Origin of the sequence: Extensimonas vulgaris, from assembly GCF_003337425.1 — a bacterium.
GTDB lineage: Bacteria > Pseudomonadota > Gammaproteobacteria > Burkholderiales > Burkholderiaceae_C > Extensimonas > Extensimonas vulgaris.
In genome coordinates this window covers 376,123-393,431 of the sequence record NZ_QPJU01000001.1, presented here as the reverse complement: position 1 = coordinate 393,431, position 17,309 = coordinate 376,123, and the positions used below count along the sequence as shown (strand labels likewise).

Here is a 17,309-nt window from a genome sequence, read left to right as displayed (position 1 = left end):
CGTCGGCCCTCGCAATGACGAGGAATGATCATGCCGCGTCCTGATGAACAATCCGGGTTTATGTTTCAGTGGCAAAATCCACCCTGCTACCGGCCCTTCCCCAGCCACAGTCGCATCCGCCAACCGGTTCAGCCGTGTCGCGGAAGGTTTCCCAACCAGCTAATGCCTCCCGCAGGGAGGCGGAGGTCAGCGCAATATGAGCGATTCGCCATCCGTTTATCAAGCCTTTCTGAGCAACACGTATCTTTTCGGCGGCAACGCGCCTTACGTCGAAGAGCTCTACGAAAAGTACCTCGTCAATCCGGCCAGCGTGCCGGAGAACTGGCGTGATTATTTCGATGCCCTGCAGCACGTGCCCGCCGTCGATGGCACCAACGCACGCGACATCCCGCACCTTCCCGTCATCAATGCCTTTGCCGAGCGCGCCAAACAAGGCGGCACCAAGGTCGTGGTGGCCAGCGCCGACGCCGAGATGGGGCGCAAGCGCACGGCGGTGCAGCAGCTGATCGCTGCGTACCGCAACGTAGGGCAGCGCTGGGCCGATCTCGACCCGCTCAAGCGCGCCGAGCGCCCTGACATCCCGGAGCTTGAGCCGTCGTTTTATGGCTTTACGGACGCCGACTTCGAAACGGTGTTCGACACCAGCAATACGTTTTTTGGCAAAGACAAGATGTCTTTGCGCGAATTGCTCAATGCGCTGCACGAAACCTACTGCGGTACGCTGGGGGCAGAGTTCATGCACACCACCAACCAGGCGCAAAAGCGTTGGTGGCAGCAAAAGCTCGAGAGCATCCGCAGCAAGCCGCAGTTCGATGCAGAAAAGAAAAAACACATCCTGCAGCGTCTGACGGCCGCGGAAGGTTTGGAGCGCTACCTGCACACCAAGTACGTGGGGCAAAAGCGCTTTTCGCTCGAGGGAGGTGAGAGTTTCATTCCGGCGATGGACGAGTTGATCCAGCAGGCCGGCATCAAGGGCGTGCAGGAAATCGTGATCGGCATGGCGCACCGCGGGCGTTTGAACGTGCTCGTCAACGTGCTGGGCAAAATGCCCGCAGACCTGTTCGCCGAGTTCGAGCACAAGGCACCCGAGGACTTGCCCGCAGGCGACGTGAAATACCACCAGGGCTTCAGCTCCGATGTGGCGACGCCGGGCGGTCCAGTGCATTTGTCGCTGGCCTTCAACCCATCGCACCTCGAAATCGTCAACCCCGTGGTCGAGGGTTCGGCGCGCGCGCGCATGGATCGCCGCGGCGATATCAAAGCGAGCCAAATGGAAGTGCTGCCCGTGCTGGTGCACGGAGATGCAGCTTTTGGTGGCCAAGGGGTGAATCAAGAGACTTTGGCACTCGCGCAAACGCGTGGTTACACCACGGGCGGTACGGTGCATATCGTCATCAACAACCAGATCGGCTTTACCACTTCCGATCCGCGCGACATGCGCTCGACTGTGTACTGCACGGACATCGTGAAAATGGTCGAGGCGCCGGTGTTGCACGTGAATGGGGACGACCCTGAAGCCGTCGTGCTCGCTTCCCAGCTTGCGCTCGAGTTTCGCATGGAGTTCCACCAAGACGTGGTGGTGGACATCACTTGCTTTCGCCGGCTGGGCCACAACGAGCAAGACACGCCCAGCATCACGCAGCCTTTGATGTACAAGCGCATCGCGGCCCATCCCGGCACGCGCAAGCTCTATGCGGACAAGCTCGCCGCGCAAGGGCTAGGCGACACGCTCGGCGATGAGCTTGCCCGTGCCTACCGCAGTGCACTCGAAGAAGGCAAGCATCCTGTGGCGCCGGTGATCGCCAATGTGCAGCGCAAATATGCGGTGGACTGGTCGCGCTTTCTCGGCCAGAAGTGGACGGATGCCTGCGACACGACGATCCCGCTTTCCGAGTGGAAACGTTTGGCTGAGCGCCTGACGACCTTGCCCGACAGCATCACGCCGCACCCCTTGGTCAAGAAGGTCTATGACGACCGCGCTGCGATGGGCCGTGGCGAAATCCCCGTCGACTGGGGCATGGGCGAGCACATGGCTTTTGCCTCGCTCGTGGCGAGCGGCTACCCCGTGCGCCTTTCCGGCGAGGACAGCGGCCGCGGCACGTTCTCGCACCGCCATGCCGTGATCCATGACCAGAACCGCGAACGTTGGGATGCGGGAACCTATGTGCCGCTCAACCATGTGGCCGACAATCAGGCGCCCTTCGTCGTCATCGACTCCATCCTGTCCGAGGAAGCCGTGCTCGCCTTCGAGTACGGCTATGCGTCGAACGATCCGAATTCGCTCGTGATCTGGGAGGCTCAATTCGGCGACTTCGCGAATGGCGCGCAGGTGGTGATCGACCAGTTCATCGCTTCGGGCGAGGTCAAATGGGGGCGCCTCAACGGGGTTACGTTGATGCTGCCGCATGGCTACGAAGGGCAGGGCCCCGAACACAGCTCAGCGCGCGTCGAGCGCTTCATGCAGCTGGCTGCGGATACCAACATGCAGCTCGTGCAGCCGACCACGGCGAGCCAAATTTTCCACGTATTGCGGCGGCAAATGCTGCGCGATCTGCGCAAGCCTTTGATTTTGTTTACACCAAAGTCGCTGCTGCGCCGCAAGGAAGCTACTTCGCCTTTGTCCGAGTTCACGAAGGGCGGTTTTCAAACCATCATTGGCGAGCAGGACGAGGGCGTGCTCAAGAAAGCCGCCAAGGTCAAGCGGGTGATCGCCTGTTCGGGCAAGGTCTACTATGACCTCGTGCAAAAACGTGCCGAAAAAGGCGCCGACGATGTGGCCATCGTGCGCGTCGAGCAGCTCTACCCGTTCCCGCACCGCGCCTTTGCCGCCGAGCTCAAGAAGTACCCCGCGGCCACGGACCTCGTCTGGTGTCAAGACGAGCCGCAAAACCAGGGTGCCTGGTTCTTCGTGCAGCACTACATCCACGAGAACATGCTCGACGGTCAACGACTCGGCTATGCGGGCCGCGCAGCCTCGGCCTCGCCGGCGGTCGGTTACGCGCATTTGCACCAGGAGCAGCAAAAAGCCTTGGTCGAAGCCGCTTTCGCCAAGCTCAAGGGTTTTGTCCTGACCAAATGACAAGGCCATAAACCCCCTCAGAACAAAACCCTTTACGAAAGAATTCTCATGGCTATCGTAGAAGTCAAAGTCCCGCAACTGTCGGAATCCGTGGCCGAGGCCACGCTGTTGAATTGGAAGAAAAAAGTCGGTGACCCCGTGACAGAGGACGAGATCCTCATCGAGATCGAAACCGACAAGGTGGTGCTCGAAGTGCCGGCACCAGCCTCGGGCGTGCTCACGGAAATCGTCGTCGGCGATGGTGGTACCGTGGTGTCGGATCAGGTGATCGCAAAGATCGACACCGAAGGCGTTGCCGGCGCACAGGCCGCCGCTTCTGTGCCCGCGAGTCCTGCCACGGCCGCAGCGCCCGCCGCGGCGGCGGCGCCAGCACCGACACCGGCATCCGGTGCGAAAGCGGGTGTGGCCATGCCTGCTGCGGCCAAATTGATGGCGGAGCAGCAACTGTCTGCTGCAGCCGTCACCGGAACCGGCAAAGATGGGCGCATCACCAAGGGCGACGTGCTTGGCGCCCTCGCTACGGGTGCTGCCAAACCGGCTGCCCCCAGCATCCCGACGGGTGTCAAGCCGCCCACGCTGCCCGCCGTGGCGGCGCCTGTGCCTGCGCCGAATCTGGGCGATCGCCCCGAGCAGCGCGTGCCCATGAGCCGGCTGCGCGCGCGCATCGCCGAGCGCCTGCTGCAATCGCAGGCCACCAACGCCATCCTCACGACCTTCAACGAGGTCAACATGGCCCCGGTGATGGAGATGCGCAAGAAGTTCCAGGAAAAGTTCGAGAAGGAGCACGGCGTCAAGCTTGGCTTCATGAGCTTTTTCGTCAAGGCGGCCGTGCATGCGCTCAAAAAATATCCGATCCTCAATGCATCGGTCGATGGCAACGACATCATCTACCACGGCTACTTCGACATTGGTATCGCCGTGGGCAGCCCGCGTGGCCTGGTGGTGCCCATTTTGCGCAACGCCGACCAGATGAGCTTTGCCGAGATCGAAAAGAAAATCGCCGAATTCGGACAAAAAGCCAAGGACGGCAAGCTTGGGCTCGAGGAGCTCACGGGTGGCACCTTTTCGATCTCCAACGGTGGCGTGTTCGGCTCCATGCTCTCTACGCCCATCATCAACCCGCCGCAGTCGGCCATTCTCGGCGTGCACGCGACCAAGGAGCGCGCCGTGGTCGAAAACGGCCAGATCGTGATCCGTCCGATCAACTTCCTCGCCATGTCGTATGACCACCGCATCATCGACGGTCGTGAGGCCGTGCTCGGTTTGGTCGCAATGAAGGAGGCGCTCGAAGACCCCGCGCGCCTGCTGTTTGACATCTGAGCCATCTGTATGCCCACCGTGCAGCAGGCTTTTGCCGGTGCTGCTGCGCGTGGGTTTTTCGTTCACCGAACCAGAGAATTTCCCATGTCCAAATCATTCGATGTCGTCGTCATCGGCGCAGGCCCCGGCGGCTACATTGCGGCCATACGCGCCGCGCAGTTGGGCTTCAACGTGGCCTGTATCGATGCGTGGAAAAACGCCAGTGGCGGCCCCGCGCCGGGCGGCACCTGCACCAATGTCGGCTGCATTCCTTCGAAGGCGCTGCTGCAGTCCTCGGAGTATTTCGAGCATGCCAAGCTCCATTTTTCAGAGCACGGTATCAGCGCGAGCAATGTGAAGATCGACGTTCCGAAAATGATCGGACGCAAGGATGCGGTCGTGAAGCAGAACAACGACGGCATCCTCTACCTGTTCAAGAAGAACAAGGTCAGCTTTTTTCACGGCCAGGGCTCGTTCGTTGGGGCGACCGAATCCGGTTACGAAATCAAGGTGTCGGGTGCTACCGAAGAAACCCTTCTCGGCAAGCAGGTCATCGTCGCCACGGGGTCCAGCCCGCGCGCTTTGCCTGGCGTGCCTTTCGACGAGGAACTCGTGCTGTCCAACGACGGTGCGCTGCGCATGGGGGCGGTACCCAAGCGGCTCGGGCTGATCGGCTCTGGCGTGATCGGCCTTGAGATGGGCTCGGTGTGGCGCCGGCTCGGTGCCGAGGTCACCATCCTTGAAGCGCTGCCGACCTTTTTGGGTGCGGCCGACGAGCAGATCGCCAAGGAGGCGAAAAAAGCCTTCGACAAACAGGGCCTCAAGATTGCGCTTGGCGTCAAGGTCGATGAGGTCAAGAAGACCGGCAGGGGGGCGAAAGCCGCGCTCACCATCGCCTACACCGACGCCCAAGGCGCGGCGCAAACGCTCGAGGTGGACAAGCTCATCGTCTCGATCGGGCGTGTGCCGCATACCGCGGGGCTCAACGCCGAGGCCGTGGGCCTGCAGCTCGACGAGCGCGGCGCCATCGTCGTCGATGCCGATTGCAAAACCAACCTGCCCGGCGTGTGGGCCGTGGGCGATGTGGTGCGCGGCCCCATGCTGGCGCACAAGGCCGAGGAAGAGGGCGTGGCCGTGGCCGAGCGCATCGCGGGTCAGCATGGGCATGTCAACTTTGGCACCATCCCGTGGGTGATCTACACCAGCCCCGAAATCGCCTGGGTCGGGCGCACCGAGCAGCAGCTCAAGGCCGACGGCGTGCGCTACAAGGCGGGCACCTTCCCGTTCCTTGCGAATGGCCGTGCGCGTGCGCTCGGCGACACCACGGGCATGGTGAAGATGCTGGCCGATGCCGACACCGACGAAATCCTGGGCGTGCACATCATCGGCCCCATGGCGAGCGAGCTCATCGCCGAGGCTGTGGTGGCGATGGAGTTCAAGGCCAGCAGCGAGGACATCGCGCGCATCTGCCACGCGCACCCGAGCCTGAGCGAGGCCACCAAGGAGGCCGCGCTCGCGGTGGACAAGCGCACGCTCAACTTCTGAAATTCATAGAGAAATTGGCCTTTAGCGCTTATGTATCAAGCGCTAGCAGCTATTCTTTTCATAGAAATCCAACGTGAACGTCAAAGAGGCCTACTACGCCGCACTCGCTGCTAAAGGCTTTCACAGCGATCCGGCGCAGCTGCGGGCCGTGCAGGCGCTGCAGCGTTGCGCCGACGAATGGGCCAGCTACAAAGCGCGGCGCTCGAACGCGCTCAAAAAGCTCATCAACCGTCCCGAGGTGCCGCGCGGCGTGTATATGTACGGCGGCGTGGGGCGTGGCAAAAGCTTTCTGATGGACTGCTTTTTCCAGGCGGTGCCGATCAAGCGCAAGGTGCGCCTGCACTTCCACGAGTTCATGCGCGAGGTGCACCGCGAGCTTGCCGCGCTGCAAGGCACGGTCGATCCGCTCGACGCGCTCGGGGCGCGCATCGCCAAGCGCTACAAGCTCATCTGCTTCGATGAGTTCCATGTCGCCGACATCACCGACGCGATGATCCTGCACCGCCTGCTCGTGGCTTTGTTCGACAACGGCGTGGGTTTCGTCACCACGTCCAACTTCGCGCCCGACGATCTGTACCCGAACGGTCTGCACCGCGACCGCATCCTGCCCGCGATCGCACTGCTCAAGGAAAAGCTCGAGGTCGTGAACGTGGACAACGGCACCGACTACCGGCGGCGCACGCTCGAGCAGGTGCAGCTGTACCACATGCCGCTCGGTCCACAGGCGGATGCGGCGATGAACCAGGCTTTCGAGCAGCTTGCCGAAGGCCCGGACGAAGATCCGCTGCTGCACATCGAGGGGCGCGAATTGCGCGCACGGCGCCGCTCGGGCGGGGTGGTGTGGTTCGACTTTCGCACGCTGTGCGACGGGCCGCGCTCGCAAAACGACTACCTCGAAATCGCCACGCGCTTTCACACGGTACTGCTGTCCGACGTGCCGGCGATGAGCGCGAGCATGGCTTCCGCGGCGCGGCGCTTTACGCTGCTCATCGATGTGTTGTACGACCGGCGCGTCAAGCTGATCCTCTCGGCCGCGGTGCCGCCTGAGCAGCTCTACACCGAAGGGCCGCTCGCGCATGAATTTCCGCGCACGGTGTCGCGGCTGCACGAGATGCAGTCCAAAGAATACCTGGCGCTCGAGCGCCGCAGCGTAGATACGGGGTTGACATGAGTGCATTGCGCCATACTGGACTGGGAGCGCGCCTGCTGGCATTGGTGCTCTGTGCAAGCGTAGCGGCTGCATATGCTCAGCCCGCTGCAGACTCCGATGCACCTGAAGATGGCATCCGGGCCGAACGTTCCCACATCCAACAGCAACGCGCGGCGATCGCACAGCAGCGCGCGCGTGAAGAAAAGGCGTGCTACCAGCGCTTTGCCGTCGAGGATTGTCTGCGGGACGCGCGCAAGCGTGCACGCCAGGCCGAGGCGCCGTTGCGACAGCGCGAACTTGAACTCAACGACCTCGAGCGCAAGCGCAAGGCTGCAGAACGCCTGCGCGAGATCGAGAAAAAGCAAAGCGACGCAGCCAAGCCCCCGCCCGCAGGGCAGGGTACGGTGCGCAAAAAGCCCGATCCGGCCGCACAACAGCAGCAGCGCGCGCGCGATGCCGAACACCGCGCGCAGGACGCCCGAGCACACCAGCAAAGCCAGGCCGCACAGCAAGAGCGCCGTGCGCGCGCCGATACCGAGCAAGTCCCGCGCGAGCGGGCGCGCTACGCCGAAAAACAGCGCGACGCGCAGGAACACCGGGCACGCCTCGAAAAGAAGCGCGCCGAAAATGCCGCCGCCGGGCACAAATCTGCCGCCCCCTTGCCGCCGGCCCCGTAGCGTATGCTGCGTTATACGGCGCTTGCGTGGCTTGGCGACGCAGCCTCTATCTTGACCACGGCGAGACAAAGATTGTCTCCGCTGCCCTGGGCGCGGGCGCGGGCTTTTTCGATCAGAAATTCGCTGGCTTCGCGTGGCGTGAGCGCGTCAACGACCGCCGCGAGTTCCGCCGAGGTGAAGTAATGCCAGAGCCCGTCGCTGCAAGCGAGGAGCACATCCCCCGGCTGCAGGTTTTCGATGGTGTGCAGGGCTGCAGGCGGGTCGCTGTCCGTACCAAGGCAGCCCAGAAGAATATTGGCGCGTGGATGGTTTTGCGCTTCGGCTTCGGTCAGTTCGCCTCGATCGACCAGCGCCTGCACATAAGAATGGTCCTTGGTGCGAAAGAGCAGGCGACCGTTGCGAAAATGGTAGAGACGCGAATCCCCGGAGTGCACCCAGTGACAGGTGCCGCTGGGGTTGATCAAAAAGGCCGCGAGCGTACTGTGGGGCTCTTCTTCGGCCGAGAGTGCAGTGAGGCGGATGACGATGTGCGCTTCGGTGACGATGTTTTCGAGAAATTCTGCAGGATCGTCAACCTGTGGGGCGTAGCGCTCAAAGCGCTGGCGGGCCGTCAGCAGCACCTGATCCGATGCTTTGCGGCCGCCACTGCGGCCCCCCATGCCATCGGCAACGACGGCAAGAACACAGCCTTTGTGATGGGGATGCGCCAGTAGCGCTACCTGATCTTGCTGGTATTCACGGTCGCCCTTGTGAATGCCGGTGGCGCCAACAAGACGAAAGGCACGCTTCATGGGCGCATGCGGGTGCAAAACCGCGGGGCTTTGCACAGAGCGAACTCCGGCGCCCGCATCACCACAACTTCCACCAGGGGTTGGACTTGGGCTTGAGGCCCTGGCTCAGATAGATGCTTTGTGGAAATGAGGCTTCCAGCACGCGGCGCGTGTCGTCGCGCAATTGCGTCATGCCCAGCGCATCGTAAGACTGCATGAGGATATAGAGGGCTTCCTCGAGCGCAGGCACGTCTTTGTATTCGGCCAAGGCAGCCTGCGCCCGGTTGATGGCCGCGACGTAGGCACCGCGTTTGTAGTAGTAACGCGCAACGTGTACCTCGTACTGGGCCAGAGCGTTCACGATATACACCATGCGCTGGCGCGCATCGGGGGCGTATTTGGAGTCCGGAAAGCGCGTCACCAATTCACGAAAAGCCTCGAAAGAATCTTTGGCGGCTTTTTGGTCGCGCTCGGAAAGATCCTGGCGCGAGATCCATGAAAACAGGCCGAGATCATCGTTGAAATTGATGATGCCTTTGAGGTAGAGCGCATAGTCGAGCGCGGGACTTGCTGGATGCAGCTTCATGAAGCGATCCAGCGTTGCAATGGCTTGGGCCTTTTCACCGTTTTTGTACTGGGCGTAAGCCTTTTCGAGTTGGGCTTGCTGCGCCAGCGGTGTGCCTGCTGCACGACCTTCGAGTTTTTCGTAAAGATCGATGGCCTTGTCAAAAGCGCCACCGTTCATTTCATCTTTGGCCTCAGAATAGATACGGTTCGGACTCCAGCCTGCTGTGGGGTCGGCGGGAGTGCTGGAGCAGGCGGTCAGAATGCCGCAAGCCAGAAAGACAATAACAAAAGGCGAGATAGGGCGCAGCATCGCAGGTAACTTTCAGACAAAAACGCGCAAGCGAGCCAAAGGCGCGGACTTCTTGAGCGTCGCGGGGATTGTAGCGGGGGATGTGCAAACAGGAGACAGCAAACAGGAGGCTGGCAAGAGACGAGGAGGCTTTGCGCACCACGATGGGGGATGGGTCTTGCGATGCCAAGGAAAAGCTGGAAGGAAAAGCCGGACTTGGCCGTGGTAGAATATACGGCTCTGCAAAAAAGACAGGCAGAGATTCTTTCGAAATTTCAGAAGAGGTTCCCATGTACGCGGTCATAAAAACCGGTGGCAAGCAGTATCGCGTTGCCCCCGGCGAGAAGATCAAAGTAGAACAGATTGCTGCGGACGTAGGCCAGGATATCGTGATCGACCAGGTTCTGGCCGTCGGAAACGGCGCCGAGCTCAAGGTGGGCACTCCCCTGGTGTCCGGCGCGACGGTCACGGCCACCGTGGTGGCGCATGGCAAGCACGACAAGGTGCGCATTTTCAAGATGCGTCGGCGCAAGCATTACCAAAAACGCCAAGGCCACCGCCAGCAGTTCACCGAGCTGCGCATCGGTGCAATTTCCGTTTGAGGAGCGAATGTCATGGCACAGAAAAAAGGCGGCGGCTCTACGCGTAACGGGCGTGATTCCAAGCCCAAGATGTTGGGTGTGAAGGCCTTCGGTGGTCAGGCAGTTAGTGCAGGCTCGATCATCGTGCGCCAGCGCGGCACGCGCTTTCACGCCGGCACGAACGTGGCAGTCGGGCGCGACCATACCCTGTTTGCACTGGTTGATGGTCAGGTGTCCTTCGGCACCAAGGGTGCTCTGTCCAAGCAGACGGTCAGCGTGATTCCCGTGGCAGCGGCGGCCTGAGTACGGGCTTTTCCTGCTGTCATCGGCAAAGCCCCGCTTGGTCGGGGCTTTCGCATTTTCGGCGCGTTGTTTCGGCGCCTCGTTTGCTGCGGCGAATGACTTGTAATTTGCGGTTTGGGCAGCAGTTTGATGGTTCTTGCTGCAGCAAGGCATTTGCCTGCGGCGTGGTTTTTGCACTTGCGTACACTAGTGTAGTGTTCGACGCTATCTGCGACATAAAACCGCGTCTTTTCGGCCTGGGCCGCGTTGCAAATCCTCGCGATACCACCCGGTATCGCTGCGGTTTGCGCCTTACCCAGACCAAAAATCCATCGGTTTTATTGGTCGCATCAAGCATCAAACACTACACTAGATTCCCATGAAGTTCGTCGATGAAGCCTCTATTGACGTTGCCGCCGGCGACGGCGGTAACGGCTGCGTGTCGTTCCGGCACGAGAAATTCAAGGAGTTCGGTGGCCCGAACGGTGGCGATGGCGGGCGCGGCGGGCATGTCTATGCGCTTGCCGATCCCAACCTGAACACCCTCGTCGATTTTCGCTACACGCGCCGTTTCGAAGCCAAGCGTGGTGAGCACGGCATGGGCTCGGACATGTTCGGCGCGGCCGGCGACGACATCACGCTGAAGATGCCCGTGGGCACCATCATCAGCGACGCCGAAACTGGCGAAGTGCTGCACGAGCTGCTCACGCCGGGGGAGAGGGTGCTGCTCGCCAAAGGGGGCGATGGCGGCTTTGGCAACCTGCGCTTCAAAAGCGCCGTGAACCGCGCGCCGCGGCAGAAAACGCCGGGCTGGCCAGGCGAGAGGAAGAGCCTCAAGCTCGAACTCAAGGTGCTGGCCGACGTGGGGCTGCTTGGCATGCCCAACGCGGGCAAATCGACCCTGATTGCCGCGGTTTCGAACGCGCGCCCCAAGATCGCCGACTATCCGTTCACGACCCTGCACCCCAACCTCGGCGTGGTGCGCGTGGGGCCGGAGCAGAGCTTCGTGATCGCCGACATTCCAGGGCTGATCGAAGGCGCGTCCGAAGGCGCGGGGCTGGGGCACCAATTCCTGCGCCATCTGCAGCGCACGCGCTTGCTGCTGCACGTCGTCGATCTGGCGCCGTTCGACCCCGAAGTCGATCCGGTGGCGCAGGCCAAGGCGATCGCGGCCGAGCTCAAAAAATACGACCCCAAGCTGTACGCCAAACCGCGCTGGCTGGTGCTCAACAAGCTCGACATGGTGCCGGCCGAAGAGCGCGCCGCGCGCGTCAAGGACTTCGTCAAACGCATGCGCTGGAAGGGGCCGGTGTTCGAGATTTCGGCGCTCACGCGCGAAGGCTGCGAGCCCTTGATGCAGGCCATCTACCAGCACGTGCAGGCCGAGCAAAAAGCCGAAAATGCGCAGCCAGAGCGTGATCCGCGCTTCGAGGTGGATGCGGCAGCGCATTCCGATGAGTCCTAAATCAATAGCTGCTAGCGCCCATATATAGAGCGTTAAAGCCCAAAAACAGTAAAAATGGCTGCGAATGTATTGCGCGACGCCCGGCGCTGGGTGGTCAAGGTGGGCTCGAGCCTGGTCACCAATGAAGGCCGCGGCCTCGACGAGGCGGCGATGGGTGAATGGAGCCGCCAGCTCGCAGCGCTGGTGCGCGGCGCAGACGGCGTGCGCCGCGAGGTGGTGCTGGTGTCTAGCGGCGCCATTGCCGAAGGCATGAAGCGTCTGGGCTGGAGCGCGCGCCCGAAACTGGTGCACGAACTACAGGCCGCGGCCGCCGTGGGCCAGATGGGCCTCGCGCAAATGTACGAAACCAAGCTGCGTGAGCAGGGCGTGGGCAGCGCGCAGGTCTTGCTCACGCACGCCGACCTGGCCGACCGCGAGCGCTACCTGAATGCGCGCTCCACCCTGCTGACGCTGCTGCGTCTGGGCGTGGTTCCGGTCATCAACGAAAACGACACCGTCGTCAACGACGAGATCAAATTCGGCGACAACGACACCTTGGGCGCGCTCGTGGCGAACCTGATCGAAGCCGACGTGCTCGTGATCCTCACCGACCAGAAAGGGCTCTACACCGCCGACCCGCGCCGCGACCCTGCGGCGCAGTTCGTGCACGAGGCGCAGGCGGGCGACCCGGCCCTCGAGGCCATGGCCGGCGGCGCGGGCTCGAGCATAGGCAAGGGCGGCATGATCACGAAAATCCTCGCGGCCAAGCGCGCGGCAGGTTCGGGCGCTTCCACCGTGATCGCCTGGGGACGCGAGCCCGACGTGCTGCTGCGTCTGGCGCAGGGCGAGCCCATAGGCACCTTGCTCTTGGCTCAGACGCCGAAACTGCAGGCGCGCAAGCAGTGGATGGCCGACCACCTGCAGCTGCGCGGCGCGGTGACCGTGGACGCGGGCGCCGCGGCCAAGCTGCGCGCCGAGGGCAAAAGCCTGCTGCCGATCGGCATGACCGCGGTGGAGGGCGATTTTTCACGCGGTGACGTGATCGCCGTGCGCGACCCCGAAGGGCGCGAAATCGCGCGCGGCCTCGCAAATTACGCGAGTGCCGAGGCGCGCTTGCTGTGCCGCAAGCCCTCGTCCGAATTCGAAAAGCTGCTGGGCTACCAGGCCGAGCCGGAAATGGTGCACCGCGACAACCTGGTGCTGACGGCGGGCTGAGTTTTGTGTGACGGTCCCGCGCCAGTCCGATGGGCGGGGCCGGGTTGGTCAGCCGGTAGTCTTGACCACCTGCAGGCTGGCCGGCGCACATGGCACCGTGGGAGCTGCAACGCTCTTTTGCGGGTCTGGGTCGAAGCTTGCGCCCGGCGGAAGCTCCACGTCCGGGCTGACCAGCAAAGAGCCCATGCGGGGCATGGAATCGGTGCGCGCTGCGAAACCGCCGCCCTGCCGCTCGGCCATGTCGCGAGGGCCGCGCATGTTGCTGCGCAGATAGCGGCTGCGTTGCTGCTCGCTGCGTGGCAGGTAACGCGCGAGTTCGGTCAGCGCCATTTCATAGACGCCGCGCTTGAACTCCACCACCACGTCCAGCGGCACCCAGTAGTCGTTCCAACGCCAGGCGTCGAACTCCGGATGGTCGGTGGCACGCAGGTTCAAGTCCCAGTCGTGGCCCAGCAGTTGCAGTAAATACCAGATCTGTTTCTGGCCCCTGTAGTGTCCGCGCGATTCGCGGCGGATGTACCGGTCAGGCACCTCGTAGCGCAACCAGTCCCGCGTGCGGGCCACCAGGCGCACATGCTGCGGGCGCAGACCCACCTCTTCGTGCAATTCGCGGTACATGGCCTGCTCGGGGCTTTCGCCCCGGTCTATGCCGCCCTGCGGGAATTGCCAGCTGTGGGTGCGTATGCGTTTGCCCCAGAACACCTGGTTTTTTTGGTTGAGCAGGATGATGCCGACGTTCGGCCGAAAGCCGTCCCGGTCAAGCATAATCAAACCCCAAAATTTTTTGAACTGTGTCCATTATGCACAGCGCCCCGCGCGCGGCAAGAGGACGGGTCTGAACAGACTGAAATCCCGCTCGATGAAAGCCTCTCAATTTTTCATTTCTACCCTCAAAGAAGCCCCGGCCGACGCCGAAGTGGTGAGCCACAAGCTCATGCTGCGCGCCGGTCTCATCAAAAAGCTGAGCGCCGGCATTTACAACTACATGCCCATGGGTTTGCGCGTGATCCGCAAGGTCGAGGCCATCGTGCGCGAAGAGATGAACCGCGCGGGCGCCGTGGAGCTATGCATGCCCATCGTGCAGCCGGCAGAGCTGTGGCAGGAGACGGGGCGCTTCGATGCCATGGGCCCCGAATTGCTGCGCATCAAGGACCGCCACGGGCGCGACTATGTCGTACAGCCCACGAGCGAAGAGGTGGTGACCGACATCGCGCGCCAGGAACTGCACAGCTACAAGCAGCTGCCCAAGAATTTTTACCAGATCCAGACCAAGTTCCGCGACGAGCGCCGGCCGCGTTTCGGACTCATGCGTGGGCGCGAGTTCATCATGAAGGACGCCTACAGCTTCGACCGCGACCCGGCGGGCGCGCAGGCCAGCTACCAGGCCATGGCGCAGGCGTACCGGCGCATCTTTGACCGTTTCGGCCTGCGCTACCGCGCCGTGGCGGCGGACAGCGGTGCCATTGGCGGGGACTTGAGCGAGGAATTCCAGGTGATTGCCGCGACCGGCGAGGACGCCATCGTCTACTGCCCGCAGAGCGACTACGCCGCCAACATGGAAAAGGCCGAGGCGCTCGCGCCGCAAGGCCCGCGCCCTGCGGCCACCCAGCCGCTGCAAAAAGTGCCCACGCCCGGCAAGAGCACCTGCGCCGAAGTGGCCGAACTGCTCGGCGTGCCCCTGGCGAGCACAGTGAAGTCGCTCGTGCTGGCCACCGACCGCACGAGTGAGGCGGGCGACATCATCGACACGCAGATCTGGCTGCTGCTGCTGCGCGGCGACCACGACATGAACGAGGTCAAGGTCGGCAAGGTGCCGGGGCTGGATCAGGGCTTTCGCTTTGCCACGCAGTCCGAGATCGAAGCACACTTCGGCTGCAAGCCCGGCTACCTGGGCCCGATCGGTTTGCAAAAGCCGGTGAAAGTGGTGGCGGATCGGGAGGTGGCGCTGATGGCCGACTGGATCTGCGGCGCGAACGAAGAGGACCACCACCTGCGCGGCGTGAATTGGGTGCGCGACCTGCCGGAACCCGACGCCGTAGCCGATCTGCGCAACGTGGTCGCGGGCGACCGCTCGCCCGACGGCAAAGGCGAGCTCGCGATCGAGCGCGGCATCGAGGTTGGTCATGTGTTTTACCTCGGAACCAAATACAGTCGTGCGATGAATGCTACGTTTTTGGATGAAAACGGCAAGCCACGGCATTTCGAAATGGGCTGCTACGGCATAGGCATCACGCGCTTGCCGGCTGCGGCCATCGAGCAAAACCACGACGAGCGCGGCATCATCTGGCCCGACGCCATCGCGCCGTTCACGGTGGTGATCTGCCCCATCGGCATGGAGCGCAGCGAGGCCGTGCGCGCTGCGGCAGAAAAGCTCTATGCCGACCTGTGCGCTGCGGGGATCGACGTGATCCTCGACGACCGCAGCGAGCGCCCGGGCGCGATGTTTGCCGACTGGGAGCTGATCGGCGTGCCGCACCGCATCGTGCTGTCCGAGCGGGGCTTGAAGGAGGCGCAGGTCGAATACCAGCACCGCCGCGAAACGGCGGCTGTCAAAGTTGCGCTCGCGGACATCCTGGCCCACCTGCAGGGCCGCATGGGGGCATGACGGTATGGGCATGCGGCGCACAGAGATGGTTGGGGCCCCGGGCATGTCGCGGCGTGCCTGCCTGGCGGCTTTGGGGACGCCCGCCGTCTGGCTGGCAGTGCCGACCGCAGCGCATGCAGGCGGACAGGTCGAGGAGCCGCTCGCGGACTCGGTGCGCACGGCGTTGCACCTGGCCGTGAGCAACGCGGCGCCGCCCGAGCCCGAATTTGCCAGCACCGATGCGCGCATTCGCTACCTGCGCTGGCTGGGCACCATGAGCGACCGCCTGCGCAGCCGCCTGCCGCAATGGGAGCAGCGGCGCGACTTTCTGCAGACCGTGTGGTACGAGTCCCGACGCGCGGGGCTGGACGTGTCGCTGGTGCTTGGTTTGATCCAGGTCGAGAGCGGCTTTCGCAAGTACGCCGTCTCCAGCGTCGGAGCGCGCGGCTACATGCAGGTCATGCCGTTCTGGGCGCGTCTGATCGGCGACGGCGACGCGGGCAAGCTGTTTCATATGCAGACCAATCTGCGCTTTGGCTGCGTGATCCTGCGCCACTACCTCGAGCGCGAGCGCGGCGATCTCTTTTTAGCCCTGGGCCGCTACAACGGCAGCCGCGGCCAGGCGCCGTACCCGATGGCGGTGCTGGGCGCGCAGCGCAAGTGGGTGTTCGAAGACCGCATGTACGCGGCGGCCTGACACCGCAAAAGGCCGTTGTGAACGGCTACGCCACTTTTTTGTTCGCCGCCCGCAGCGCGGCAGCGTTCACTGCACGAAGCCGATGCGGCTGCGGCCTGCGGCGGCCTTGGGCAGATCGGCGACCTGCATGCTCGCGCGCCGCTCCAGCCGTGCGTTGCCAAAGCCTGTCATGAGTGCGCGGCGCATCTCGCGCGGCGGCATCTGCGCGAGCACATCGAGCACGTCATCGAGCGGCTCGGGGTCGAGCAGGCGGCCCCAATCGTGCCCGGCGCGAATGCTTTGGTAGAGATTGCGCGCGATCGTGCGGGCTTGGTCGAGCGTGGGCGCATCGACCTCGAACACGTTCATGCGGTTCAGGATGGGGTCGGGGATGCTGCGGCTGTCGTTGGCCGTGGTAATCCAGATGACCTGGCTCGCGTCTATGGCGACTTCGGCGAATTCGTCGGTGAAGCTCTGCGCCGTGTCGTGCTCGAGCAGGCTGTAGAGCGCACCCAGCGGGTCGTACTGCGCGTCGCCGCTCGCTTTGTCGATTTCGTCGACGACGATCACGGGGTTGGCGTATTCCCCCTCGACCAGCGCCTCGAACACCTTGCCCGGGCGCGCACCGCGCCACTGCGACGAGGCGCCCGAGAGCAGCCAGCCCGCCGTCATGGAGCTCATGGGCAGCAGGTTCATGCCCGTGCCGAGCAACTCGGCGAGCTGGCGCGCGAAATGGGTCTTGCCTATGCCGGGCGGGCCCAGCAGCAGCATGGGCGTGACTTCAAGGCCGTCGCTGCTGTCCTGCGCAAGCGCCACATGGCGCTTCACGTCGTCGAGCACGGCGCTGAAGTTGGGCAGTGCCTCGTACAGCCCAGCCATGTCGGGCACGCCCGCGGGCTTGACCTGGAAGCGCTCGGGGCCGCGCTCGAGCATGCGTTCATAGACGCTGCGCAGGTTGTCGTAGTCGCGCTGGTTGCCCGCTTCCTGCAGCCGCGCGAGCTTGCGCTCGACCTCGGCGGGGGAAAACACGTGGCGTATCTGCGCCACGGGTAAACGCAAAGGAGAAGGAGGGACAAGGCTATGCTCGTTCATCATGTGCTCCTGACGGCTATATCACAGCGTTATTGAAGCACAGAACATGCCCGCTTTGC

Annotated in this window: 15 protein-coding genes; 11 read left to right on the top strand and 4 right to left on the bottom strand. The window is 63.1% G+C overall.

Annotation, left to right across the window (positions count from 1 at the left end; translation table 11 throughout):
- The first annotated feature begins 196 nt into the window (after positions 1–196).
- From DFR45_RS01770 to DFR45_RS01750, 5 genes are all read left to right on the top strand, one after another.
- Positions 197–3,079 carry a 2-oxoglutarate dehydrogenase E1 component gene (locus tag DFR45_RS01770; RefSeq protein ID WP_114481969.1) on the top strand — a complete coding sequence of 961 codons (2,883 nt, stop codon included), beginning with the start codon at positions 197–199 and terminating at the stop codon, positions 3,077–3,079.
- Between the two features lie 48 nt (positions 3,080–3,127).
- Complete coding sequence (gene odhB, locus DFR45_RS01765) at positions 3,128–4,399, top strand: 2-oxoglutarate dehydrogenase complex dihydrolipoyllysine-residue succinyltransferase (protein ID WP_114481968.1); 1,272 nt, start codon at positions 3,128–3,130, stop codon at positions 4,397–4,399.
- An 84-nt stretch (positions 4,400–4,483) separates the two neighbouring features.
- Positions 4,484–5,923: a dihydrolipoyl dehydrogenase gene (gene lpdA / locus DFR45_RS01760; RefSeq protein WP_114481967.1), complete on the top strand. Its 1,440-nt coding sequence runs from the start codon at positions 4,484–4,486 to the stop codon at positions 5,921–5,923.
- Positions 5,924–5,996: 73 nt separating this feature from the next.
- A complete protein-coding gene (gene zapE / locus DFR45_RS01755) occupies positions 5,997–7,094 on the top strand; it encodes a cell division protein ZapE (RefSeq protein ID WP_114481966.1) in 1,098 nt (365 codons plus the stop codon).
- Positions 7,091–7,750, top strand: coding sequence for a hypothetical protein (locus DFR45_RS01750; RefSeq protein WP_144686924.1), 660 nt, complete (start codon positions 7,091–7,093; stop codon positions 7,748–7,750). The genes zapE and DFR45_RS01750 overlap by 4 nt, the downstream gene beginning before the upstream one ends.
- Before the next feature lie 11 nt (positions 7,751–7,761).
- Here DFR45_RS01750 and DFR45_RS01745 read toward each other — a convergent pair whose 3' ends face one another.
- Entirely contained in the window at positions 7,762–8,541 is a 780-nt protein-coding gene (locus tag DFR45_RS01745; protein ID WP_114481964.1) for a PP2C family protein-serine/threonine phosphatase, read from the bottom strand.
- 58 nt (positions 8,542–8,599) lie between these two features.
- The gene (locus tag DFR45_RS01740) at positions 8,600–9,397 is read right to left on the bottom strand and encodes an outer membrane protein assembly factor BamD (RefSeq protein WP_114481963.1); all 798 of its coding nucleotides are present in this window, start codon (positions 9,395–9,397) and stop codon (positions 8,600–8,602) included.
- A 269-nt stretch (positions 9,398–9,666) separates the two neighbouring features.
- Here DFR45_RS01740 and rplU point away from each other — a divergent pair, with 269 nt between their 5' ends.
- From rplU to proB, 4 genes are all read left to right on the top strand, one after another.
- Entirely contained in the window at positions 9,667–9,978 is a 312-nt protein-coding gene (gene rplU, locus DFR45_RS01735) for a 50S ribosomal protein L21 (protein ID WP_114481962.1), read from the top strand.
- A 12-nt stretch (positions 9,979–9,990) separates the two neighbouring features.
- Complete coding sequence (gene rpmA, locus DFR45_RS01730) at positions 9,991–10,260, top strand: 50S ribosomal protein L27 (RefSeq protein WP_114481961.1); 270 nt, start codon at positions 9,991–9,993, stop codon at positions 10,258–10,260.
- Between the two features lie 358 nt (positions 10,261–10,618).
- Positions 10,619–11,704, top strand: a complete 1,086-nt coding sequence (gene cgtA / locus DFR45_RS01725; RefSeq protein WP_114481960.1) for an Obg family GTPase CgtA — start codon at positions 10,619–10,621, stop codon at positions 11,702–11,704.
- A 54-nt stretch (positions 11,705–11,758) separates the two neighbouring features.
- Complete coding sequence (proB, locus tag DFR45_RS01720; RefSeq protein WP_114481959.1) at positions 11,759–12,898, top strand: glutamate 5-kinase; 1,140 nt, start codon at positions 11,759–11,761, stop codon at positions 12,896–12,898.
- Between the two features lie 48 nt (positions 12,899–12,946).
- Here the strand turns inward: proB and DFR45_RS01715 are convergent, their stop codons facing one another.
- Positions 12,947–13,663 carry an RNA pyrophosphohydrolase gene (locus tag DFR45_RS01715; RefSeq protein ID WP_114481958.1) on the bottom strand — a complete coding sequence of 239 codons (717 nt, stop codon included), beginning with the start codon at positions 13,661–13,663 and terminating at the stop codon, positions 12,947–12,949.
- A 94-nt stretch (positions 13,664–13,757) separates the two neighbouring features.
- Here DFR45_RS01715 and DFR45_RS01710 point away from each other — a divergent pair, with 94 nt between their 5' ends.
- Positions 13,758–15,503, top strand: coding sequence for a proline--tRNA ligase (locus DFR45_RS01710; RefSeq protein WP_114481957.1), 1,746 nt, complete (start codon positions 13,758–13,760; stop codon positions 15,501–15,503).
- Positions 15,504–15,546: 43 nt separating this feature from the next.
- Positions 15,547–16,179 carry a transglycosylase SLT domain-containing protein gene (locus DFR45_RS01705; protein ID WP_338324289.1) on the top strand — a complete coding sequence of 211 codons (633 nt, stop codon included), beginning with the start codon at positions 15,547–15,549 and terminating at the stop codon, positions 16,177–16,179.
- A gap of 66 nt (positions 16,180–16,245) precedes the next feature.
- Here DFR45_RS01705 and DFR45_RS01700 read toward each other — a convergent pair whose 3' ends face one another.
- Positions 16,246–17,250, bottom strand: a complete 1,005-nt coding sequence (locus DFR45_RS01700) for an AAA family ATPase (RefSeq protein ID WP_114482193.1) — start codon at positions 17,248–17,250, stop codon at positions 16,246–16,248.
- Between the last annotated feature and the right edge of the window lie 59 nt (positions 17,251–17,309).